This window comes from Nocardia sp. NPDC005825, from assembly GCF_040630175.1.
Classification (GTDB): Bacteria; Actinomycetota; Actinomycetes; order Mycobacteriales; family Mycobacteriaceae; genus Nocardia.
This window is the reverse complement of record NZ_JBEXXC010000005.1, coordinates 139,323-166,213: the sequence shown is the minus strand read 5'-3', so window position 1 is coordinate 166,213 and position 26,891 is coordinate 139,323. Positions and strand designations below refer to the sequence as shown.

Sequence of the window (26,891 nt, the reverse complement as noted above, 5' to 3'; positions counted from 1 at the left end):
GCGGCGTATGACCCTCCACCTGCCTTCGGAACTCGAATGGCTCGGCTACCTCGTGGGCGTGGAATGGCCCGAGGGCGACGAGGACCAGATGTGGGCGCTGGCCGAGGACTGGCGCAATGCCGCCGCCGGCCTGCGCGATCAGATCTCGTCCATCACCGATGCCAAGTCCGCCACGCTGGCCGCCTATGTGAACGGCGACGGTCGCGACGAGATGGCGCAGCTGTTCGACAAGCTGGCCGCGCCGGCGAGTGGCGACGGTACGGGCAATTCGATCCTGGATCTCGCCCAGCATTTCCAGCAGCTGGGTGATTCGGTCGAGGAGACCGGCACCGAGATCCAGTACACGAAGTTGATGTTCTACTCGTCGATCGCGATGGCGGCCGGCGAGATCATCATCGCGTGGTTGTGGCCGCCGACCGCTCCGATGGTGGAGGCGATGATCGTCGCGTTCACGCGGGTGGCGGTGCGGGTGATCGGCCGCGCGGCGCTCGACCGCATCCTCGCCATCGCGGCCCGGATGGGCATCACCGCGGTCGTGAAGTTCGCGATGCGCCACATCGTGATGAACACCCTGCTCGGCACCTTGCAGGACTACGGGATTCAGCAGTACCAGGTCGACACCGGGCACCGGAAGAACGTCAACTGGACGCAGGTCGGCGTGACCGCGATCAGCTCCGCCGTCGGCGGTGCGGTCGCGGGCCCGATCGGCGGCGCGCTCGGCAACGCGCTCGGCGAGCGCGGCATGAACCGTTATCTGACCGGGCTGATCACCGGTACCACCGCCGGATTGGTCGGCGGCGGTGCGGGTTTCGCGGGTGCGACGGCGGCGCAATTCGGCTTCGATGTGGCCCAGCACGGCTGGGACCAGGCCGTCGACAACTTGAAGAACACCCACTTCGATCCGCGCATGCTCACCGGCGGCATGTTCCAGGGCGGGGTGTCGGGCGTGAATCACACCGGGGCGCATACGGTTTGGGAACCGAAAGTCACCCGCATGCAGGCGGGTATCACCCCCGGTGACCTCACCCTGGTGGGTTCGAGCCCGGACACTCCGGGTGTCAACGGCACCGGTGGCAGCCACGATCCGGGAACCAATGGCTCCGACGGTTCTCACTCGCAAGGCCCCGGCTCCGGCGGTTCTCGCGCACCGGGCGGCGGCGGCTCCGACGGCTCCAACGCACAGGGGAGCGGCCCCGGCTCCGATGGTTCTCGCCTGCATCCGTCCTCGGTCGACGGCGGCGAACCGACCGGCGATGCCGGGGCCCGCCCGACCGGCGACGGCAGCACCGCGCACCCCGACGCCAACGGCCAGAACGGCGGCGGCGTCACCACCGATTCCCGCACCACCGATCGCAACACCCCCACCGACCAGGGCAGCGCCACCCAGACCGCCCCGTCGAACACCTCCGGATCGGCCCCGCAAACCCATGTCGGCGCCGACACCAACGGCGCAGGCGCCGCACCCGCCGGCCACCCCCAGGCGAGCGCACCCGAATCCTCGGCCCCGGTGCAGAGCGGCATCCAAGGCGGCGGAATCCACGACACATCCTCCGCTGCACCGACTTCCAACGCCGGTGCAAACAGCGGAAGCTCGACCGCCCCTGCGTCCTCGACATCGGGCGGCGGGTCATCCAGCGCAGGTGGCTCCTCCAGCGCCGGTGGCTCCTCGAACGTCGGTGGCTCCTCGAACGTCGGTGGCACGTCGAACGCTGGTGGTTCGTCGAATAGTGGTGGAGCCCCGGCGAATACCGGCGGCGGCTCTTCGAATGCCGGTGTAGCCCCGGCAAATACGGGTGGCGGTTCTTCCGCCGCGGGCGGCAGTTCGTCGCCCGGAGCCAATGGAGCCGCTACCCACGCGGCGTCCGCCCCGGGTGGCAGCTCGCCCGCTTCCGACACGTCCGCGCGCGCGGGATCGACCGGCGGGCCGGCAGATCCGTCCGCCACCGGATCCCGCGCCGGTGCCCCCTCCGCAACACCTGCCGGAGCGACTCCGGGCTCGGGGGCCTCGTCTCCCGCCGGTGCGACCGCCGCGAGCGGCTCACCGTCGTCCTCGCCCGTCGCCGCCTCCGCCGGCGGCAACGCCGCCCCGGGCTCGACCACCCAGCACGCCGGCGGCGCACAGCAATCAGCCACCGCCACACCGGACCAGCGCGCAGCCGCCCCCCGTGCAGGCGAGGCGGCCACAGCCCCGAAGGCCGACGCCCCGCGCGCGGACGCCCCGCGCGCCGACGCCCCGAAGTCGGATGCGCCCCGAGCCGACACTTCCAAGTCTGATGCCCCACGGTCGGACAACCAGCGCTCCGACTCCGCCCGCCCCGACGCTCCGCGTTCCGACGGCCGCGCCGGTGCCTCGGACAGCCGCACTGGCACCCCGGAATCGCGCTCCGAAGCTCCGCGCTCCGAATCCACCGGTGAGGATTCCCACCCCGGTACGCGGTCCGAAGGCGACTCGTCCGAAGCGACCATCACCCGCCCGGGCGACCACGACATCGCCCCGGAATCGGAAAAGCCCAGCGGGGATTCGACCCATCCCTCCGACCGTCCTGCCGACACCACGCCGCCGCGCGAAGGCGCAGACCCGACCGCCGACCACCCCGCCGACAAGCCGGACGTCCCCGACGACCACCGTGCCGGCGAGCCCACGGAATCCCGGAAGCCGGTCGACGACCAGCCCGCCGAACCGCCCGCTGAAAGCAACCACCCGGAGTCCCGCCGTCCAGCCGACGAGCCGACCGAGGCGCCCCACGAGGACCAGCCTGGTGCGCGTCGTGACGAAGACACCCCTGGTACCCGCCGCGACGACGAGCCGACTACACGCCGCGAGGATGAGCCTGCGGCCCGCCGTGACGACGAGCCCAACACTCGCCGTGAGGATGAGCTGACGGTCCGTCGCGAGGATGAGCCCAACGCTCGCCGTGACGATGGGCCCACCACGCCGCGTGGGGATGAGCCGGAAGTTCGGCGTGATGACCCCGATGCCCGGCGTGATGGTGAGCCGGAAGCCAATCGCGGTGACGAGCCTGTCGTCCGGCATGAGGATGATCCGGCGATCCGGGACAACGATTCGGTGCGTCCCCGTGATGAGGACGCACCCTCGGAAACTGCGGATCGCCCACTGCGGGATGGGCGGGAGCCGACCGCCGACGAGCCGGTGCGTGAACCGGATTCGAACCGCCACGAGGATGTCCCCGCCGAGGAGAGGCGGCCGAGCGGGGAGAAGTCGCCGTCGGACACCTCCGAACCGGTGCACGACGACCCGGCGCACCGCGATGCGGACAGTCGGGATCGGGGCACGCGGCCGCAGTCGGAATCCGCTGACCCCGAACGTGATTCACACCCGTCGGATCGGGATCGGCGCGCAGGCGATGGATCGACGCCCGAAGACGGCTTCGTGGTCGCGCCGATTCCGCTGGGCGACGGGCCGGAGGTTCGCTCGCACGAGGGCGAGCGCCGCGCACCCGGCGAGCGCCCCGTTGGAGACGAAACCTCGGCCGCGGCCAAGGCTCGCCCCGAGCCAGCCGATCGTGGCGAGTCGCGGCGCGGAGCCCCGCCGGAGCGCACCGATGGTCACAAGCCGCACCCCGGCACCCTGGACGACCCGTCGAATACTCATGTCCGCGAAGAGGATTCGACCGAACCCTCGCCCGGCGATCCGGACGCAGTCCGGGAGAAGTACCGCGGCCGCTGCGGCGAGCTGGCTCTGCGCCTGCTGCGCCAGATCACCGGCAACGAGTCCATCCACCCGCCGCAGCGCCGGGTCGGTCCGGAGGGCATGCGCCTCGAGGAGCTGGTGGCCGGTGCGGGCGGCAAGCTGGAGGACTTCCCCAAGGGCCACGAAGGCATCGCGAACCGCCTCCGCAAACTCGGTGACGGCGCATCCGCGCTGGTCGTCGACCGCTATGCCGGACCCGTCGACGAGCACGGTGTGGGCGCGCACGCCTATCTGCTGGTCAACGAGGGCGGCACGATCGTCGTCAAGGACCCGGCCGCCGGGCTCGATCACGGTTTCCCGCCGCGGGTGCCGAAGGAGACCCAGGGCGTCCACGCCATCCTGTTCGACAGCGACGGCAAGGCGGTTCACCCGCTGAAGGCGGCGGTGCGAGCCGGCCTGCTGCATCTGGCGGACGTGCACGTCGGTGAGGCGCATCCGCCGCGCGGTTCGGACGACGCGGATCCCGACAATCCGGTGCGGTTCCTCCGCGAGACCGACGAGGTGCCCCCGCAGTTCTGGCGCGCCCCAGCTGAATACGGCCGGGAGGTCTGGTCGGACGCGCATTCCAGGATGTCCGACGAGCAGCGGGCGGCGATCCGCGCCTACGCCGATGACGCCCCGCAAGGGGAGGGTTCCCGTCCGAGCGCCTCGGATATCGAGGCCGCGCTGCGTGGCGATCGCGAGATGACTCCCGAGATCGCCGCCGCGATCCGGGATATCGACGACGCCCTCGGCCTGCACCCGCTGCCGGAGCCGGTCATGGTGACCCTCAACTCCGGCGCGAATCCGTTCGGCGCGCACCCCTCGGAGCTGCCCGGAACGGTCCACCACCTGTCCGGCTACCTCGACGCGATGCTCGGCATGGTGCCGTCGTACGACGGCCATCAGCACCACATCGAACTGGTCGTGCCCGCCGGAACCCCCGCCCTGCACTTGGGCGACCTCTCACGACTCGGCACCACCCTCCCGATGATGCTGCTGGCCCATGGCCTGGACATCCGCATCGATTCGGTGGAATCCCGCGGCCCCAACCACTTCGGCATCCGCGGCACGGTCGTCCCGGCCGAGCCCGTCGCCACCCCGCACCCCACCCGCCCCGACGCGGGTTCCGACCGCCCCGGCGCCACCCGCCCGGACCTGCTGCCGCGCCCCGAGGTGCCTCGCCGGGAAGTCCCACGACCCGAAGTCACCCGACCGGACTCGTCCGCTCCCGAAACACGCAGGCCGACAGACGATTCGACCACGGTCGAGGACCGCTCCGCCGATCTGGCGGTCAACGACGATCGCACTCGCCCCGACGTCCACGCCCGTGACGATGAGCCGACTCGTCCCGATGAGCGTCCGGCCGCCGAGGGCCCCCGTGACGCCGAGCAGCCGCACGACACCGAGAACCGTTCTCCCGCCGATGATTCGCCCCACGTCGACGACCCGGCCAGGACGGAGGCCACCCCCGAACCCCGTCCGGACCGCCCTGCTACCAAGGAAACCCGCCCCGACGCCCCACGCCGCCCCGAGGACGCCCGCGAAGCGACCGCCCGCCCCGAGCCCCACGAGGCCGCCCGCCCGCAGGACACCCGCGAGGACGTCGCCCGCCCGCACGAAACTCGCGAAGACGTCACACGGCCGCAAGAAACACGCGAGGAGACGCTGCGCCCGAAGGACTCCCCCCAGGAGTCGCGCGAGACCGTCCGCCCACAGGACACCCGAGAAGAAGCGGTCCACCCCCAGGACACGCGAGACGACATCGTGCGCCCGCAAGATACGCGGGAGGACGTTGCGCGCCCGCGGGAAACACGGGAAGACCCAGCCCGGCCGCGGGACGCGCAGGCACAGGAAGAACGCGAGAAGCCCGTCCACCCGCAGGACACGCGGGAGGATGTTGCGCGGCCGCAGGAGTCGCGCGAGGACGTTGCGCGGCCGCAGGAGACGCAGGAAGACGCCGCGCGGCCGGAGAATGCTCGAGCCGAGGCCGCCGAGACTCGCACCGATACACCCCATCGGGAAGAGGGTGTGGTGCGACGGGTGCTGCGCCGGTTGAAGGTGCGGCAGCGGGAGTTGCCCGCACCCGGTGGTGAGGGGTCGGAGCGCAGGCCGCAGCAGCGTCAGGACGCGGACAACGGGCGCCGCGACGCCGACAATGATTCCGGCGCAGGGCATCCCGGGGATGAGGCGGCGTCCGACTGGTCGCACCGCCCACAGGACGACTGGGCGAAGCTGAATCGCGAGCGCATCATCGAGCGGCTGCACGAGGAATGGGATCTCGTGGTGACCGGCTTCGACAACACGCATGTCGATGTCGAGGTGCTGCGCGAATTCGCCCGTGCCATCGAGGACATGTTCGACCGGTTCCCGGACACCGAGTTGATGGAAGTCCGCATCGCCCGCCTCGATGACGACTCCGTGTTCGCCGAGGTGGATCCGGGCAAGGACGAGAACGGCCACTTCGCCGACATCCTCACGCTCAACGAGCGTTTCGCCCGCAGACCCGAAGACCTCGCCCGGCGGGTCCGGCTCAGCGAGGAGAACGGCCACCTGGTCCCGGGTTCCGGTGACCGCCCGGTCTATTCGACGATCGTGCACGAGTTCGCGCACGCCATCGACTTCACCACCCAGATGAAAGCCCGCGTCGACGCTTTCGAAGCGCTGGAACGCCACTTCGAGCGCACCGACGGCGGCGACACCGAGGATTTCCTGGATTGGCTGCACGACGAGCTGAGCGGTTACAGCTTCGACGAGCACGACATGTACGACCACGCGGAGGCTCTGGCCGAGGCCTTCACCGACGTCGTCCTCAATGGCGAGCTGGCCTCGGAGCCCGCCCAGATCCTCTACAAACACCTGGAGCAGATCTACCGCGCGCACGCCGCCGACAACCCGGTCTACGAGCGCGAGGCCCCCGAGCATCGGTCCCGTCCCGTCGACGAGGATCCGGGCCCGGCCGCCCGCCGCGCCCGTGAGCCGGAACCCCAACCGCAGCAGGTGGATCGCCTGATGCCGCCCGAGGCCGCCGGCCACGACGCGATGTCGCCGGACAGCCTCGAGCACTCCGCGGAGCCGATCCCGCACGACGCCCTACCGCAGGACGAGCCGCCGGGGGACTGGTCGCCGCGCCCGGACGACTTCTGGTCCGGGTTGGATCGCGACCGGATCATCGGGGAACTGCAGGCCGCGCACGATCTCACCCTCCTGGGTTTCGACGATCCGGCCATCCACCCGGAGGTGTTGCGCGAGTTCGCCCGCGGACTCGAGCGGGTGCTGGCCGACCATCCGCAGATCAACGTGCGGATGCTCGAGATCGGCGAGCCGATGAACCCGAAGGCATTCGCCGAGACCAGGCCCGTGACCACGCACGACGGCCGGCTGGTCACCGAGCGGATCGTGTTCAGGCAAGAGTCGATCTCGAAACCGCAGGTCTTCGCCGAGGCCATCCGGGGTGCGGAGAGCCGGGGTCACTTCCCGCCCGGAACCGGTGACCGGCCCTTCTATTCGGTCATCGTGCACGAGCTCGGTCACGCTCTCGACAACGCGGGTGCTCAGGGCGCCCGCCAGATCGCCGAGCTGACGCTGATCGATCACTTCATGCAGGCCGACGGCGACCTCGTGGGGGGTTACGACCGGTGGGTCGAGCAGCTGTCCGGCTACAGCTTCGACGGCGACGGGCTCAATGCCGCCGAGGCGCTCGCGGAGGCGTTCCTCGACGTCAAGCTGAACGGTGACAACGCCAGCGAACCCGCCAAGATCCTCAACCGCCTGCTGGAGGAATACGCGGCGAGCGACCGCCGGGTCGACCCGGAGTCCACGCGGGAACCGGGATTCGTGCTGGAGCCGCCGGAGCCGATCGAAACGCCCGCGGTGGTGGATCATTGGACCGAGCTCGATCGCCAGCGCGTGCTGGATCGGATCAATATCGACCTCGGGATCGAGACGGTCGGCTTCCATCTGGTCGGCGACGTGGAGATCCTGCGCGAGTTCGGCCGGGCTCTGGAGGAGGGGATCGCCGACAATCCGGGCATCAAGCCGCGGCGCGCCGAAATCGGTGTGATTCCCAAGGATCCCGACGCCTACGCGATCGCGATCGGTGTCCGGAACGAGGATGGCAGCGGCCCGTGGCGCCCCGATCGGATCGTGTTCAACGACCGGTGGGCCATGGATCCCGAGGGGTTCGAGCGGAACGTCCGCGCGGCAGGCGCCGCCGGATTCCATGTACCGGGCGCCGACGCGCGGCCGGTGTATGCGGTGATCGTGCACGAATACGGCCATCTGGTCGACCATTACGGCCAGATGGAGGCTCGCGAGGGCCTGTTGCAGGCGTTGGCCGAACGGTACGTGGAGACCAATCCGGGCTCCGACTTCGCCGAGTTCACCCGCTGGCTGCGCGGTGAACTGCCCGGCTACGCCTTCGACAAGAATGGGCTGCTCGATCCGGGGGAGGCGCTGGCCGAGGCGTACCGCGATGTGAAGCTCAATGGCGACAACGCTTCCGACCTGTCGAAGATGATGGTGGACCGGCTGCACGCCGCCGCGCGCGACGCCGCGGGTCTGCACGCGCAGGACCCGTCCGTGCCGCCCGAGCACGGCTCCGGAGAGAATCGTCAGGACCGGCTGGGCTCGCACGAAGAATCCGCGTCCCCGCCGGAAAAGCCTGCCACCCATACTGATTCGGCCGAAACCGAACGCTCCGCACCGCCCGAGGATGCGGCAGATCAAGCTTCGGCCCACCCGCCCGCGGATTGGTCGCCGCGTCCGGACGACTTCTGGTCGGAGCTGGATCGCGGCGGGATCATCCGCGAGATGCGGGACCTGTTCGGCATCAAAAGTTTCGAGGGCCTGGACAACACGTCCGTCGATCCGGAGGTGTTGCGCGAGTTCGCCCGAGCGCTCGACGATGCCACCGCCGGAAACAAGATCACCTTGCGCGGCATCGAGATCGGTGAGCCGGTCTTCGAGGACTCCCTCGCGGAGGCGACCAGCGTGCGCAACCCGGACGGCAATCTGGTCACCGAGAAGATCGTGGTGCGCCTGGAACACGCGCTGGATCCCGCCGAGATGGCCCACATCGTGCGGAACGGCGAGGCGGGCGGGTCGTTCCCGCGGGGAGCCGGCGAGCGCCCGATGTACTCGGTCTTCCTGCACGAACTCGGTCATGCGATCGACCACGCCGGAAACCGCGCGGCCCACTCCGAACTCGCGAACGCGCTGCTGGACCACTACGTGCGCACCTACGGCGACACCACGCCCGTCGAATACCTCGGCTGGCTCTCGCAGCTCTCCGACTACAGCTTCAATGCAGACGGCTCGATCAACCACTCCGAGGCGCTGGCGGAAGCCTTCGTCGACGTCACCCTGAACTTCGACCACGCCAGCGAACCCGCCAAGGTCCTGCACCGCCTGCTGACCGACCGCGCCGCGGACAACGCCCACCTGGTCCGTGATCCCGCACCGTCGGCCGAACCGGTGAAGCAGACCGGCGAGGCGCCACACGACACCCCGCCCGCCGATGCGCACCCCGAAGCCATCCGTGGAGATCACCGCCCCGACGCGATCCGTGCCGACGATCGCCCCGAGCCCGTGCGGGCCGACGACGGAAAGCCTGCCCCCGAACCGGATCTGGTGCTGTCGCCGCCGGAGCCGCCCGAGGTTCCGGCGATCGTCGACCACTGGACCACCCTGGACCGCCAGGGCGTCATCGACCACATCCAGAACGAGCTCGGCATCCCGACCGTCGGCTTCCATCTGGCGAGCGATGTCGAGACGCTGCGCGAGTACGGCCGTGCGCTCGAGGACATGATCGCCCAGCATCCGGGCGTGAAGCCGAAGAGCGTCGAGATCGGGTTCATTCCGGAGGATCCCGACGCCATCGCCGTCGTCTACCCGGGATACGAAGGCGACATCCCGGTCGCGAAACGCATGGTGTTCAACGACAAATGGGTCATGGGCACCTCCCGCTTCGAGGAGGTCATTCGCGCCAACGTCGAGCAGGGCAAGCACGTGGCGGGATCCGATGCGCGGCCGGTGTATTCGGCCATCGTGCACGAGTACGGCCATGTGCTGGACCTCGCCGGTGAGCACGAGGCCCGCTACGAGCTGATCGACGTCCTCCAAGCGCATTTCGAGGCCACCCACAGTGGTCCGCTCGATGCCGACGCCTTCACCGTGTGGCTGCACCAGCTCCCGGACTACGCGTTCGACAAGCAGGGCGCCCTCCATTACGGCGAGGCCCTGGCCGAGGGCTTCCGCGACGTCATGCTGAACGGCCGGAACGCCGCCGAGCCGTCGCAGGTGATGTACCAGCTGCTCCGCGTCGCCGCCCAGGACTCGGGAATCCTCCAGCCGCACGGCTCGGCGGGACATCAGGGCCCGGCCGGACACCAACCCGCACCGACCGAACATCGTTCTACGCCTTCCGAACTCCGCTCCGCGGCGTCCGAGCAGTCGGGGTCGACGGAGCGTCCGCCCGCGGCGTCCGAGCGCGAATCTGCCCCCACCGAGCATCGGTCCAAGTCGTCTGAGCGTGAGTCCGCGCCGACGGAGCGTCGATCCGAACAGCCCGAGCGCGAGTCCGCGTCTACCGAGCGGGGTGCCGCGCCCGCCGAGCGTCAGCCCGCGCCCGGCGAGCGTCGGTCCGCGCCCGTCGAGCGCGAGCCCGCGATGGCCGACAACAAGCGTCGGTCCGGGGTGGACGCCCGCCCCGACATGCTGGGATCCCGTGACTCGTCCGGGAATTCGTCGGATTCCCACGATCCGAACCGGCCGGAGCGTCCCGACCCGAACCAGCCCGACCCGCGCGAATCCAACGACCCGCCCGCCGGTGCCCAGGAACCCGTCCAGCCCATGCTCCCGGGTGCGGAGCGACCGGCCCTCGAATCCGGCACTCCCGCAACGGAACCGGCGGTGGGCGACGCCCGCTGGTTCGACCAGCGGATGGCCGAGCATGCCGATTTCGCGGCGGACATGGAGGCCAAGCACGCCCGCTTCCTGCACGAGATGGCCGATTCCGCGCCTCCCGGCAGCACCGAGGAACGCCTGTTCCGCGAGCAGGCCCGCGAAGTCGACGAGATGGCCCGCAGCTCCGCCGAACGCGCCGACCGTCTCTGGGCGGACCTCGGCGGCCGTCCCGATCCGGCCCCGGCCACCCGCCCCGTCGGTGAGGAAGGCGCCGCAACCGGCCCGCGGAACGGTCAGGACCACACGCCTGAGACCGCCGCGGCGGGCGACGGTCAGCCGCCGAACGACGGTCCGCCCCGCCGGTCCGCCGCCACCCCGGACGATCCGGACGCGTGGTTCAACGAACAGCGCGCCATCCAGGCCGACTGGGTGGCCGGCATGGATGCCAAGCGCGCCAAGTGGTTCCACGACATGGCCGACCAGCTCGAACCCGGTAGCCAGCTCGAGCGCGAGGCGCGCTTCGAGGCCCGCATGGCCGATGCCGAGGCCCGCCTGTCGGCCTTGCGCGCCGAGTACATGTGGGACTTCGCGGGCGGCCGCCCCGAATCCACCCCCGGCGAAGCCGCAGCCAAACAGCCCGCGAGCAGCTCCGCCGACGATCCGTCCCGCTCGGCTCGTCCCACCCCTCCCGGCCCGTCCACCCCCGTGCCGCCCTCCACGACCGCCCCGCGCTCCGGCGACGGCGCCGGATCGGAAGGCACCGGCCCTCGGTCGAAACCGCTGGGCACGAACCCGGATGAGACGCCGACCGTTGAGGTGAAGCGTCCGGACGGGTCGAACCCCGACGAGACTCCGACGGTCGAAGTGAAGCGGCCGGCAGAGTCGAATCCGGATGAAACCCCGACGGTCGAGGTCAAGCGGCCGGAACAGACCAACCCCGATGAGACACCGACCGTCGAGCTGAAGCAGCCCGAGCAGTCCAACCCGGATGAGACTCCCACCGTGGAGCTTCCGCGCCAGGAGGCGGAGGCGCCCAAGCCGCCCGCCGATCCGGCCGAGGCCTCGCCCGGATTGCAAGCCGCCCTCGAGCGCCTGCGCGCGGCGGATGCGGAGGCCGGGGAGCGTCCTCGCAGCCTGGAGGACCAGGTCTACGGCGCGCGCCTGACCGACGCGCTCGGTGTGGTCGAGGCGCTGGCCAAGCGCCCGGACGCCCTGTCTGCATTGCGGCATCTCGCCGAAACCGCTGCGGCCGAGGGCTTCTTCCACGATCCGGCGAATGGTCTCAACACCCGTCCGCACGCGCCCGAGGGCGGTGAGCCGCGCACGCTCACCCTGGAGGAGCTGCGCACCGAACTCCTGCACCGCCTCGGCCTCCCCGAGTCGACGCCGGACGATCAGCTGCCGCGCATCGTGGGTGACGAGCAGCTGCGGAACCTGTTGCGCGCGGGCGGAATCGAAGCCCTCCGCGACGCGGTCTTGCGTCACGACACCGCGACCGGCCCGGAGCGCGAGCACACCGCCCGCACCCGCGACGGCTGGGCGGACTTGCTCGGCGTCGACAAATCCCTGCTCGACCCGGCCTCCACCACCCCCGAGCAGCGCCGCGCCGTCCTCGACGAACTGCGCGCCGAAACCCTGCGCCACGCCGCCGACGCCGCGGATCTCATGGTCGCGAGCTTCCACCACCCGACCTCCGACCACACCCACGTGGTCCTGGAGGCCGACGGCGAGCGCGTCCACATCCGCGTGACCGAGGACGCTGACGGCAACAAGCGCGCCGAGATCATCCAGCGCCCCGACCTTCCGCGTGAAACTCCCGCGGAGACAAAGGAACCCGAGAAGAAGCCGGGCTGGCTGAAGCGCATGTGGCGGCGCATGATGCACGGCTATCACGGTCAGTCGCCGAAGTACCCGTCCGGTTCGGGCAATGACTCCAAGGGCCAGACCATGCTGGCCATGGAGATCGGCTACGTCACCCACGACGAGGCGCTGCTGCACCTGAAGGACAAGTTCAACCCCGCGCGCATCCTCAAGGAGACCGCGACCCTGTGGAAGGAGCGCGAGCGCCTGCCGCTGGTCAAGCATCTGACCGCCCGGGTGGCCGATGTCGCCGGGACCCTGATCCCCATGCGCACCCGCGACGGCGGCGAGTACCGCCCGTGGGTCACCGAGGCCGATCCGCGGATTCGCGCCGAGGTGGAGGAGACCCTGCGCGGCGCGAACATGCCGATCGAGTCGGAAATGCCGGAGCCGCAGCACGAACCGCTCGATCGCGGCCCCGTCCTCGATCCGCCCGCGCCCCGCGAGTGGAGCGCCGACCTGCCGCAGCCGCTGGTCGACGCGGTCACCACTCGTGACGCCGCCCTCGGCGATCTGGTCCGCCTGGCCCGCGAACTGAAGATCGACATTCCGGACGACAGCCCGGAAACCCTGCGTCGCGTGGTGAACGAGGCCGTCTACAAGCTGATGCGCCGCGCGGGCGCGATCGAGGCGTTGCGCGATGTCAGCGAGCGCTGGCTGATGGAGGATGCGCAGATCCCGTTCAGCCGCGAGGTCAGCATCTTCGACAAGGATCCGCTGGGCCGCTACCTGCGCGAGTTCGCGCACGCGGAGGCGCTCCGTACCGAGGAGGAGAAGGCCGCGCGCCGCCGCGCGGAGGCGGGCGTCGGCCCGGACGACGATTCGCTGGAGTTCCGGCCCCGCCGCCCGCGGGCCTCCTTCCTGGATCTGCAGGGCGTCAACAATGGCGGTGAGTGGCCGCGCCACTTCGACGACGCGGACGAGGAACTGTCCAACCGGCGTGAGGGCCGCCTGTTCGAGGACGCGTTGCGCCGCGACCAGATTCAGGACGAGCGCTCGAACTGGGCGCAGCTGCTCGAGATCGAATTGAAACGGCTCGAAACCGAGGCGGGGCTGCGGCGCGCCATCACCGAGGCCCGTATGGGCGTGCGCGATGAGGCGCACGGGATCGCCGAACTCGACACGGCCGTCAAGCATTTCATCGATCTGGACGCCCAGGCGCGGCAGCATGCCGCCGACTTGGCCGACTCCGCCGCCCACGACTGGGTGAACGAGCACGGCGGCGTCATGCTCGACCCCGAGCGCGGGCTGGCGGTGCTCCCGGGCGAGCCGCGCCGCCTGGTGGTGATCCGCGGTGAAGCCGATCACGATGTGCGCCTGATCGATTCGCTGTCCGCGCACCCGGAGATCCGGGAGCAGCTCAATCGTGGCGAACTGCGGCTGGACTACCGTGTGCTGGGCCTGGACGCCAATGACCGGGTCCAGGTCATCGAGGTGGATCCGCCGCAGGTCCGCTTCCACGACGTCGAGGTCGACGGCGAGCGCACGCCGGTCGCGTTGTTGCGCAACGGTCTCGAGCCGTGGCGCATCGTGCAGCCCACCCCGGAGGCGCGGGCCCCGCACGCCGAGCCGGCCACCGAGCCCGCCGCGCCGCGCGATCCGGCCGTGGTGCGCGCCGAACGCAACGCGGTGGCCGCCCGCCTATCGGTCTACGACATGGATCTGGGCAAGAACCTGGCCCAGACCATCCAGGACCTGCACCACGACAACGCGTTGCGCGCCGCCCAGATCGAGGGCATGGCCGACTTCATTCGCAGCTCGGATGCCATCGACAGCTTCCACGACCTGGATCGCACCCTCCAGCAGTTGGCGCACCGCCTGGACCTCGACCCGGACACGCTGACGCCGCGGAAGCTGGCCGAGGCCATGGCCGATCCGAACGTGCGCAAGGTGCGCCGTCTGCAGGCCGTCGACGACTTCATCAAGTACGCGAAGGCGCTGCGCGAGAACATCGATGAGAAGGCGGTGCTCGCGGCCCGTAAGGAGCTGGCGAGCCGGCTCGGCGTGGAGCCGGACGACTTGGCCCCGACCAAACCGAAGACCGAGAACGGCGAGGTCGTCGGGACCAAGACGGACTCCAAGAACACCGACAAGCACGCGCTGCTGGATGCGATCAACAACCTGCTGAGCGACTCCGCCAAACGCCCGGAACTGCTGGCGGCCCTGGTCGAATACAGCAGTGTGCTGGGCGACCTGGATCCGTTCCGCCAGAACCTGCGCTACGACCCGCTGACCGACCCGCGTGCCGTCGACGGCGAACTGCCCATCCACGACGGCGACGCCCCGGCGATGCTGCGCGCGTTCATGAACGACTCCATCGGTGAGCCGCCGCTGTCCGACAATCCGTCGGCGGCGGCCACCGTATGGTCGCGTCTGCTCGGCGTGCACATGAACGACTTCGCCCGCACGGTGAAGATCTACACAGAGCAGCTCGGCGGCCTGCACGACCGGGTGACCCCGAAGCAGTTCGCGGATGTGTTGACCACGCTGCGCGAGACCGGCGACTCGACGGTGGCCTACGAGCGCTACCGCGACAGCGCCGCCGACCCGGCCAGGATCCTGTCCAAGGACCAGCTCTCCGATCTGGTGCGCGGTGTCCGCAGCGCGCGGTACGCCGAGGTGTACGAGGCCTACCGCGACGGCAAGATCGAGAAGCACGAGCGGCTCAGCGCCAAGGAACTGGCCGCCACCATCGACGAACTGCGCGCCGATGTCCGCAACCGCGAGGCCGACATCAAGCTGCTGGAGAGGCTGGCCGCCGAGCACGACGAGCTGACGAAACCGCGTCCGCCGGCGGGCCCGCCGCGTGACCCGCGCGCGGTCGCCGCGGATCTCGCCGCCGCCCGCCACGAACTGCAGATCGCCGCCGAGGGCCGCGACTACGCGCAGGGCCGGGCCTACCGCGAGAACCCGGGCCCCGGCTTCCGGCCACTACGCGAGGGCGATCTGACCCCCGAGCGGATGCCGGGTACCAACGACTATCTCAGCAACCGTCCCGCCGAAGAGGGCGGAAACCTGACGGGCCTGGAGCAGCGTCTCACCGATCTGACCGCGGCCGTGGAAGAACACGACGGCGCGCAGTCCCGGGTCCACGACCTCGAGGCCGAAATGCGTCGCGCCGTCGAGGCCGGTGCCGGTCCGGACGAGTCGCCGGTGGACGCCTGGAAACGCGAAGTCGAGACGGCGCGAGCGGAATTGGAAGAGCTCATCGCCGCCGACCCCGGCTGGGCGCGGCAGGGTGTCGACCGGACGCTCGCGGACCTCGAACGACTGTCCCGCATGCCCCAGCAGTGGGGCGATGTGTTCACCGACGAGTTGGTCCCGCTGCGCGACGCGGCCCACCGCTACGAGCAGGCCCGAGAATTCCTCGCCGCCGCCGAGTCCGACGCCGCGGCAGCGGCACGCGCCGCGGAAACCCCGGAACAGACCGCTGCCCGCGAATTGGCCTCGGCCCGAGATGATCTCGCGAACGCCGCCCCGGATGACCGTCAGGCCGCGCAGGACCGCGTCTCCCGATGGGAGGCCGAGCACCGTCTCCTCGAAGCCCGAGCCGCCCACGCGGCCGACACCCCGCACCAGGCCGCCGAACGCGCCCGCACGGCCGCGCACGACGACCTCACCCGAGCCATCGACGACTTCCGCCGCGCCACCGGCCTGGACGTCACCGAAGCCGAACTCGCCCCGGAACACCTGCGCGACACGGTGAACCGCCTGCTCCCCGAGGCGCACGGTACCGTGCCCGAGGTGGTCGGAGCTTTCCAGCGACTCGAGGCCGCGGCCCGCGCCCTGCACCGCGCCGACGCCCTGACCGAGTGGGTCGACGCCCACTTCCCGGAATCCGGCCACCCCGGTCGCGAGGGCGAGGACCCCGGCGCTTCGGGCGCCCCGACCCGCCCGCAAGGCCCGACCCAGCCCAACTCCGACCCGTCCTCCGCAGCCCGCAATCCGGAGGGCGACGGCCAGGACGGCGGCTCTCATGCGGTGACGCACAACGACTCCGGCGAGACCGACGTCAATCAATCCTTCGCGCGGCGCGTGGAGGACGCGATCGCGGCCGGTGAGGCCGAGGTGGTGGTCCTCAGCACCGGTATGGGGCGGATGGCCGAGCGGGTCGAGTTGGTCACCTTCGCCACCGAGCCGCCGACGCAGCTGATCCGGAAGATCGTCACCAATCCGCAGCACTCCCACGCCGAGGCGCTGGTCTCGCTGGTCGGCCGGGCGGTCGGGGCGAATGTGCCGCTGGTGCACCGGGTCGAGGACCGCGTGGTGTACATGGAGGTGATGCCCGGCGAGGTCGGGGCGGACCGTTTCACGACGCCCGAGGACGCGGGTCTGGAAGCGGCGCTGGCAACCCCCGACGGCCGTCGGCTCGGCCTGCTCGACGTGCTCGTCGGCATCCCCGACCGCAACCTCGTCAACTGGCTGATCACCGCGGACGGGCACATCAGCGGAATCGACCACAGCCTCGCCTTCGGTGGCGGTCGCCGTGGTGACGAACTGTCGAGCAGCCTGTTCGCCCGCCACTACGCGACCCAGGGCGCCGACGGCGAAATCACCTGGCACGACCACGATCTGAGCGCCGGAGACATGTCCGGCATGCGTACCCGCCTGGAGGGCCTGGCCCCCGAGTTCGCCGCCCTGGGCCGCGACGACTGGCACCGCGCCCTGATGGATCGCTTCGACGAGGTCCAGCGGCATGGCCGCGCCTCCGACGAGGGACGCACCGGCGACGAAGGCGACCCGGGCCCCACCCCGGCACGCCCGAGCAACCCGAAGCCGCCCGGCTCCAGCCCGGCCGCGGCCACCCCTCCCGTCGGCGCGACCCCGCCCGGCGCGGGCGGCGGCGGCAAGGAGCCCCCGAGCCGGAACTCCTCCACCCCACCGAATCCCGACCCGGACGAGCCGGGCAACTCCGGTCGAAACGGCGACCAGAACTCCACCCCGCCGTCGAAGCCCGGCGACGGGCAGACCGCGAAACTGCCGGAGGGCAGCGAAGACCCGACGGTCAACCTGTCGGCGAGCGGCGAGGATTCGACCAAGAAGCTGCCGGAGGGCAGCGAGGACCCGACCGTCAAGAACCCGCCGCCGGGCGAGGCGTCCTCGTCGAAGACGTTCGAGGGCAACGACGACCCCACGGTCAACCTGTCGCGCGAGAACGCCTCGAACGAGCAGACCTTCGAAGGCAACGACGATCCGACCGTGCAGATGGAGCGGGGCAGCGAGGCCAAGCCGCCGGGCAGTGAGGATCCGACGGTCGAGCTGCCCAAGCCGCCGGGCAGTGAGGATCCGACCGTCGAGCTGACCCCGCCGAGCGAGGCCGCGACGCTCGAACTGCCGCGAGTGGAAGAGGAAGAGCTGCCGGTGGATCCGGTGGCGGACTCGCCGTCACTGCAGGCGGCTGCCCGCTTCCTGCGGGACGCCGTCAACGACCCGCTGGCCCCCGGCCGTGAGGTCAATGCGGTGCTGTTCACCGCGCGACTGATGGACGCGCTCGGCCTCGATACCGCCGCGGCCCACCTCAACGATCCACTCGCCCATTTCCGCGAGATCGCCGAGATGGCCAAGGCACGCGGCTTCTTCGGCGACCCCGATGACGCCGCCCCGCCGCTGCCCATGCGCGAGGCCGACGACTATCGGCCGCTGACCCCCGAGGAGCTCTACGGTTCCGAGGAGTACTGGCGCACCGAGGCGGACCCGGAGACGCTGCGCGCCATCGAAGCGCATCTGCGTGAGACCGGTCTGGACCGCCGGCTGGCCGAGCTCGGGTCCGAGGAGCCGACCCGGGCCCTCGACCCCGCCGCCACCAGGCGCGAATTGCCTTCGAGCGCAGCGCATCCCGAAGGCGGCGGCGAAACGGTCCGGGAACGCCCGCTGGAAACCTGGTCGCAGCGCCCGCACGATCCGGAAGGCGCCGAATCCCGCGTCTTCACCCTCGAGGAGCTGCGGAACCGCCTCGCCGGTGAGTTCGGCCTGTCGGAGGAGCACCTGCAGCGGCGGAACCTGCCGGAGCTCGCGGGTGACCTGCAGTTCCGGAACATGCTGCGGATCGGCGGACTCGAGGCCCTCGACCATGTGCTGAGCCTGCACGACGCCGCCACCGGCGCCGAGCGCGAGCACCTGGCGCGGGTGCGCGACGAGTGGGCGCGTCTGCTCGGCATCCCCGAATCCGTCCTGGATCCCCTGCACACCACCGTCGAGCAGCGCGACGCCGTGCTCGCCGCCGCCCGCACCGAGACCCTGCGCCGCGCGATGGATGTCGCCGACCTCATGGTCGCCGCCCTGCACGTCCCGAATTCCGAACACGCGCATGTGGTCCTGGAGACCGACGGCGAACGCCTGCACGCTCGCATCGTCGAATCGCCGGATGGCACCAAGCGTGTCGAGCTGGTCCCGCGGCCGGAGCTCGGTCCGCTCCGTCCTGCGGCGAAGCCGTCGCCGAGCTGGATCGACAACCTGCTGCAGCGCCTGCAGAAGGGCTACCACGGGCAGTCGCCTAAGTACCCGTCCGGCTCGCGCCTGGATTCCTCCGGAATCTCCCTGCTGACACTGGAGTTCGGCTACCACGTCCTGCACGACAACGACTTCCTCGGGATGAAGCCCAACTTCAACCCGGTGCGCATCGGCAAGGAGATCCTGACCCTGTGGGAGGGTCGCGAGCACCTGCCGTTCGTGCGTCGCCTCTCCCGCCGGGTCGCCGACATCTCCCCGCCGCAGATCCCCATGCGCACCGCGGACGGCGGCGAATACCGCCCGCACGTCACCGAGGCCGATCCGCTGCTGCGCGCCGAGGTCGAGGAGTCGCTGCGCGTGGCGGAGATGACGATCGAGTCGGAACTGCCCGAACTGCGGCATGAACCGGTCGATCCGGTGACCGCCGGGCCCGAGCCGCACGAGTGGGGCGCCGATGTCCCGCAGCCGCTGGTGGACGCCGCGGACGCCCGCGACGCCGCGCTGGTGGATCTCGTGCACATGGCCCGGGAACTCCGCATCCCTCTCGCCGACGCCGAACCGCAGACCGTGCGGGCCGCGGTCGAGGAGGCTCGGTACCGGCTCATGCGTCGCGGCGGTGCGGTCGAGGCGTTGCGCGACGCAGGGCAGCGCTGGCTGGTCGAGAACAAGGTCATCCCGTTCAGCCGCGAGATCAATATCTTCGACAAGGATCCGCTGGGCCGCTTCCTGCGCGAGTTCGCCCATGCCCGCGGCCTCGAGCTGGAGGAAGTGAAGGCGCGGGTCCGCCGTGAGGAGGCGGGTGTCGGGCACGACGATCCGCCGCTGGAATTCCGTGCGCGCGAACCCCGCCCGTCCCTGCTCGACGTGGAGGGCGTCAACAATGGCGGCGAATGGGTGCCGCACTTCGACGATGTCGACGAGGATCTGCTGGATACCCGCGAGGGCGCGCTCTTCAAGCACGCGCTGCGCCGCGACCAGATGCTGGACGAGCGCTCGAACTGGGCGCAGCTGCTCGAGGTCGCACTGAACCGGATCGAGACTCAGGCGGACCTGGATCACCTCGTCTCCGATATGCGCATGAGCGTCCGCGACGGTCGCGCCCGGATGCTCGAGTTCGCCGCTATGGCAGACCGTTTCCTCGGCGCGGACGAGCAGCTTCACGGACGCGTTCACGAGGTCTCCGATCTAGCGGCCCGGGAATGGGCCGACGCCAACGGCGGCGTCATGCTCGATCGCGACCACGGTGTGGCACTGCTCCCGGGCGAGAACGGCGGCCCGGAACGCCTCGTGGTGATTCGCGGCGACGGTGAGCACGACATCCACCTCGTGGACGCGCTCGCCGCGCACCCCGACGTGCGGCGGATGCTGAATCACGGTGAGCTGCAACTGGATTACCGCAGTGTCGACCTCGACGTGCACGGCAACGTCCGGCTGGCCGAGGAAGCCGCGCCCAGTGTGAAGTTCCACGACGTGGAGGTCGACGGCCACCCGCGACCGGTCGCGGTCATGCGTGAGGACGGCAGGGGCCTGCGGCTGGTCGAGCCCACGCCGGAGCCGGTCACCGCACCGCACGAGGCGGGCGATGAACCGGCCGTCCCGCGCGATCCGGACACCCTGCGGGAGGAGCGCAACAAGTTGGCGCGCCGCCTGCTGCTCGAGGTGGATTTCGACCTCGGCGAGAACCTGGGCCGCACCATCGAGTCGCTGCGACAGGAGCTTTCGCTGCGCGCCTCGCAGCTGGAAGGCATGGCCGATTACATCCGCACGGCGGATGCCATCGACACCTTCAACGATCTGGACCATGCGCTGGGCAATCTCGCCAACCGGCTCGGCCTGGACCCGGATCAGTGGTCGCCGCGCGCGGTGGCCGAGGCGCTCGGCGATCCGCGGTTCCGGATGGGGGAGCTGCGGCATCAGGCGTTCGCCGACCTCATCGAGTACGCGGACGTGCTGCGCAAGAACGGGCACGAGACGGCCGTGCTCGCCGCCCGGGACCGGCTGGTACGGCTGCTCGACGTCGATCGCGAGAACCTGCATGCCCTCAAGGGCGTCAAGGACGCCGAGAAGGTCGAGATCGTCGGCTTCGAGGAGGACAAGAAGACCACGGTTCCGGACGCCATCGCCAGGGCCTTCGAGAACATGGCCTTCCGGCCCGACGAGCGCCGGGCGCATGCCATCGACGCGCTGACCGACTACATCGAAGCGATCGCCGCGCTCGACCCGCATCGTGAGGGGCTGGTCTACGACCCGAGCACGGACCCGCGGGCCGTCGACGGTGAACTGCCCGTGCACGATCCGAAGGGGCGCGCGCTGCTGAGCTCGTTGTACGGCGACTACGTCGGCGAGCCGCCGCTGGCGAACGAGCTGATCCAGGCCGGCGAGGTCTGGTCGCGCCTGCTGGGCGTGGACACCTCCAATATCGACAAGACCGTCAAGATCTACCAGGACCGCCTCGGCAGCCTGCACGATCGGATGAGCCCGGCGCAGCTGCGGGACGTGCTGCAGACGCTGACCGACACCGCCGGCAAGCGGGACGCGGCCTATCAGGTCTACCGCGACAGCGTGACCGATACCCGGAACCTGCTCAGCCCCGACCAGGTTTCGGAGATCGTGCGGGTCGTGCGCAAGGCGCGCGATATCGAGGTGTACGAGGCGTACCGCGACGGCAAGATCGAGAAGCACGAGCGGCTCAGCCCCAAGGAGTTCTCCGCGGCGGTCGAGACCATGCGCGGGGAGATCCAGGCTCGCAAGGCCGAAATCGACCTGCTCGAACAACTCGCGACCGAGCATCACAACCTCACCAACCCGCCGGAACCCGAAGCGCCGCCGCGTGATCCGCGCACGGTCGGAACCGAACTCGCGGCGGCCCGCCACGAGCTGCAAATCGCCGAGGAGGGCCTCGACTACGCCAAGGGCCGCATGTGGCGCGAGCGCGAGGGCGAGGAATTCCGCCCACTCGGCAACAGCGATCTGACCCCCGACAATCTGCCGGGCACACGGGACTACCTCGCCAACCGCAATCGTGCCGAGGGCGGTGAACTGCCGGGCAACGAGCAGCGCGTCGACGACCTGTCCACGGCGGCAGCGGAATTCGACCGCGCGCAGAACCGGGTGTCGGAGCTGGAGACGGAACTGCGTCGCGGCATGGAAGCGGCCGCCGAGCCCGGCGAGACGCCCGCCGACGCCTGGCAGCGCGAGGCCGAGGCCGCCCGCGCGGACCTGGAGGCGCTGGTCGCCACCGATCCGGCCGCGCCGCACGGCATCGACCACGCCATCGACCAGATCGAGCGCCTCTCGCGAATGCCGCTGACCTGGGGCGATGTCTGGACAGACGAGCTGGTCCCGCTCCGCGACGCCGTGCACCGCTACCAGCGGGCCGAGGAGTTCCTGGCCGCCGTCCGGGTCGAAGAAGCCGATGCCGCCGCCGCGGCGGCCCGCGCCGCCGAAACGCCCGAACAGACCGCTGCCCGCGAACTCGCGACCGCCCGAGACGAACTCGCCGACGCCGAGGCCCAAGGCGACACCGCTCGGCGCGACGCGGCCGCCGAACGCGCCGCCCGCTGGGAAGCCGAGCAGCGCCGCCTCGCCGATGCGGCAGCCGCCGACGCGGACACGCCCCAGACCGCCGCGCACCGTGCTCGCGACGAGGCGCACACCGAGCTGCGCGCGGCCATCGAGAACTTCCGGCGCGCCACCGGGTTGGATGTCACCGAACCCCAACTGGCCCCGGATCGCCTGCGCCCCACCATCACCGACCTGCTCACCCGAGCGGCCGGCAACCTCCCCGCGACGGTCCGTGCCCTCGACCGCCTCCAGTCGGCCGCCGAGTCCTTCCACACCGCCGACGCCGTCGCCCACTGGGTCGACAACCACTACCCCGACCCGGTGCGCGCCATCGACCCCGGCGCAGGCGAACCCGGCGGCGGCCCGAAGCGCCTCGGCCCCGGCGCCCCGCCCACCGACCCCACCGGCGGCGCCCCCGCCCGCCCGGGCCCCACCAAACCCGGCACCGACCCTGCCACGACAGCCAAGCAGCCCGAATCCGGCGCGCAACCGGTTACACCGATCACGCATTCGTCCACCACCACAACCCATTCCGGGTCGGAGGAGTCCACCGGCCCGCGCCAGGACGGCTCGGATCAGTCCGGTGCGAAGCAGCAGGAAACCGGGACGAGCGAGACCGGCGCGAGGCAGCCGGACAACGGTACGAACCAGACGGGCGAGCAGACCCACACCGAGCAGGAACAGAACGCCGCGCAGGAACCGAATGCCAGCGCACCGACCGGGTCGAACTGGGTGGTCGTCGAGCCAGGAACCGTTCACACCTGGTCGGATCCGCGGTTGGCGGCGTGGGCCGACGACCAGATGACGCAGGCCCGCGCCGCGATCGAACGGCGTGACCGAGCCCTGGCCGAACTGCACGAGATCGCCCGGAACCTGGGTGTGGAACCGGCCGGGCGCGAGGCGCGGGTGCTGCGTAAGTTGCTGGTCCCCTTGGCGCAAGAGGAGATTCGGCGTCAGCACGCGCTCATGGAGACGACGCCGCTCGGCCTGAGTGCCGACGAGGCCATGACTCACCTGCGCGCCGCCGAGCAGGCCGAACAGGCGGCGAGTCAACTACTCATGAGGATCGAGACTCTCCCTCAGGAGGCCGCGGCGGCGAGAACCGAGGCGGAGCGCCTGCACGGCGCCGTGCAGGACGAGGCAGTGAACGACATCCTGCGGACCGCTGGAGCCGAAATCCGCGGCCGCGGCATCGGCATGCTGCACAACCCGGACATCGTGCTCGTCGTCTCCCCGCGCATGGATCCGATCGCGGTCCTGGGCGAGGAGAACGTGAACATCATTGTCGCCCGCGACCTCCCGCTCCTGCCCCGCTTCGTCGTTCTGGATTTCGACGGCACCGTCCACGTCCACGACCTCACCCCTCCGCCCCCGCCCCCGGCCCCCGAATCCACCCCACACTCGGGCCCGCCGACCAAGCCCCCGACCACCCCCGGCGATGTCAACGGTGCCGTCATGTTCGAGGGCAACCTGCCCTCGAACGCCGATTCCCGTCCGCTCTACCGCGGTGTCCCGCGCCTGCTGCCCGACGGTTCGGTGAGTCCCGCATACCTCGACGGCCTGCGTGGAGTCGTCGCGGCCCGCGGCGACGCCGATTTCGACTACGAAGGCCACATCTCCCACCCCTCCAGCGAGAGTGATGCCACCTCCTGGACCCGCGATCGCGCGATCGCCGAACACTTCGCCCATGACGACGGTCTCATCATGGAATGGCGTACCGGCGCACCCCCCGAAGACGCCACCTGGCGCTTCAAGCCCACCTACGACCTCGACGACCTCCTCCACCAGGTCCTCGTCCAGGGCACCCTCAACGACGCCCGCGCCATCCGCCACCTCCCGTCCGCCCCAACTTCCGAAGCACCCACCCCACACACCCCCGAACCCCCGAGCCCCCCGGCCGCCGTCACCACGGCCAGCCCATCCCTCGGCATCGACCCGCCCACCCCCGCAAAACCCCACGCGGACAACACCACCCCGCCTCCGCCCGCCCACGCCCAGGCGCCCTCCGGCGACACGAGCGCGCCCGCGACCCCCACGCCCGCGAAAACCGGTGACTCCGCCGGTGTGGAAGTTTCCGGCACGGTGGAGGACCCGGCTCACTCTGGTGCGGAGAAGCCCAACGCCTCGGAGGACGCGACCAAACCGCAGGGCGACAACACGTCTCAGCCCCTTCCGCCCGAAGAATCGGAAGCCTCCAGCAATGCGGTCGCGCCGACGCCGAAGCCACTGGACGGCCCCGCAGAACTTCAGCAGGACAACGGCTCCTCGCTCCCGCCCACCCAGCCTCCGGCGAAGTCCGGCACTACGGACGTGCCCGCGGACTCGGGTGGTGCGAACGAATCGGGTAAGCCTTCTACGTCAAGCGATCCGGCACACCCGGATATGGGCGAGTCCGGTGAGTCGGGCCAATCTGTGCGCACCGGTGAAGGTGATTCCGGCGAGGCGGCCGCATCGGGTGACCCGGTGCAGTTGGGCCAGGGTGACTCTGACAGCGCCGGTGATGGTTCCGAGCCCGCGGGTGCGGGGGAGTCCAGTGGTTCCGGCGACCGCTCCGACGACGACGCCTCGACCGACGACGCCACCCCATTCCGCTACAGCCCGAACTGGCGCTCGCACCTGCCCCTCGTGCCGCACCAGTTCGACCCCGAGTTCCCCGACTACACCCCGAAGCCCCCGGAGCAGCCGGCCCCATGGACCCTGCCCCCGGACCCCAACCCGCCCCATACTCCGCAGCCGCACCAGCCGCAGCCGACGCCCCACCAGCCGACGCCGCAGCCCCATCAGCCGCAGCCGACCCCGCATCAACCGTCGCCGCAGCCGTATCAGCCGTCGCCGCCGCAGGTGCCGGTCCCGCCGAATATCCCGCAGCCGCCCCACATCCCGCAGCCGCCGACCCCTCCGCACATCCCGGTGCCGCCGAATATGCCGACTCCGCCGCATATTCCGTTCCCGCCGAACCTGCCGGAACCCCCGCATATCCCGGGTGCCCCGCAGCAGCCGACCCCTCCGCAGTGGCCGCAACTGCCGCCCAACCCGGGCGTGCCGCAATGGCCGACGAATCCGGGCATGCCCCAGGTCCCGACGAACCCGGGCTGGCCGCAGCAGCACCCGCAGCAGCATCCGCAGCCGGGTTCGCCTCAGCAGCAGGGGTATTCGGGTGCGCCGCAGTGGCCGTCTGGATCCAACGTGCCGCAGCACCCGGGCGTGCCGTCGCAAACGGGTGCGCCGGGGCAGATGCCGAATCATGGTGTGCCGCAGTGGCCGACTGAGGCTGGCGGGCAGAATGGTTCGCAGCCTGCGAGCCCCGGTGGGTCGCATCTGCCGCAGTGGTTGACGGATGCGATGGGGTCTCGGATGCCCGTGCAGCCGGAGGCGCCGCAAGGGCATCCGCATACCGATCCGGGTATGCCGCGGTGGGTGGCGGATTCGTCCGATGCCGGGAACGCGGGTGTGAATGGCGGCGGCCATGCGGGCGCCAACAGTGCCAACGGCGGCAATGGGATCGGCGGTGCCGGGCAGGGGTTCCCTGGTGGCGCGCCGATGATGCCGCCGCAGGGCGCGCCGGGTGGCGGGAACGGAAATGGTTCTCGTGGGAACAGCCGGTTCCCGCGGGCGTCGGGGCGGCCTGCTGCCGGTGGGCAGATTTATCTGCGGTCGCATTCCGGGTTCGGCGAGTACGCGTTGATGGATCCGATGACGGGCCAGTTGAGTGCCGCGCCGGTCGGGACCGGGGCCCCCGCGGGTGTGTTCGATGAGCTGGATGGTTTGCGGGTTGTTTTCTACCGCGATCCGACGGCGGGGCTGGTCTTGCGGGTCGGTGATCAGGTGATCGAGTTGGATCGGATGGCGGCGGGGGCGTTGTGGGAGCGTTCGGGGCAGGGCTTCGTGCGCCTGGTGATCGGCAGTCCGGGCGATGTGCGGTGTGAGCTGCGGTACAGCGAGCGGCCGGCGGACTCGGACCTGGGTTTGCTGATTCGCGATGTGCTGTCGGATTCGACGCGCCGGCTGGGGATCTTCGGGTGATCGCCGGTGAGGTGTTCGCCGATTTTTACGGTTCCGGCAACCGCGCGGTTGCCCCAGGTATGTGATGCTGACAGTTGGTTTTCGGAACGGATGAGGGAGGTTCGACGTGCGCGGTGAGCGCCCGAGCGAAGAGCAGTTGCGGCGGAATTTCGACACGATCCTGGCCGATGTGCAGGAGGGGCGTGGCGTCCGGACCGCATCTGGTCTGGATTCGCCGACCGAGGACGCCCTGTGGGCGATCGCGAAGGCGTACCCGAACGTGTCGGAGGACCTGGTGACCGCCGCCCGCGAGTCCTTCGCGGGTCAGCTCGACGGCAGCAATGCCGCCCGCTGGCGCGCGGATCTGGAGCGCCGGTTCGCCGAGCGCAAGCGGACCTCGGACAGTTAGCGACGATCC

The 26,891-nt window shown here is 70.6% G+C and carries 2 protein-coding genes; both read left to right on the top strand.

The features are described 5' to 3' along the window. Positions 1 to 7: 7 nt before the first annotated feature. Complete coding sequence (locus ABZ382_RS15865) at positions 8 to 26,494, top strand: hypothetical protein (protein WP_357089078.1); 26,487 nt, start codon at positions 8 to 10, stop codon at positions 26,492 to 26,494. A 106-nt stretch (positions 26,495 to 26,600) separates the two neighbouring features. Continuing rightward, a complete protein-coding gene (locus tag ABZ382_RS15860; RefSeq protein ID WP_357089076.1) occupies positions 26,601 to 26,882 on the top strand; it encodes a hypothetical protein in 282 nt (93 codons plus the stop codon). Positions 26,883 to 26,891: the final 9 nt, after the last annotated feature.

Excerpts from the sequence above, each read along its gene's own strand:
- ABZ382_RS15865 (WP_357089078.1), top strand. The coding sequence starts at position 8 with ATGACCCTCCACCTGCCTTCGGAACTCGAATGGCTCGGCTACCTCGTG.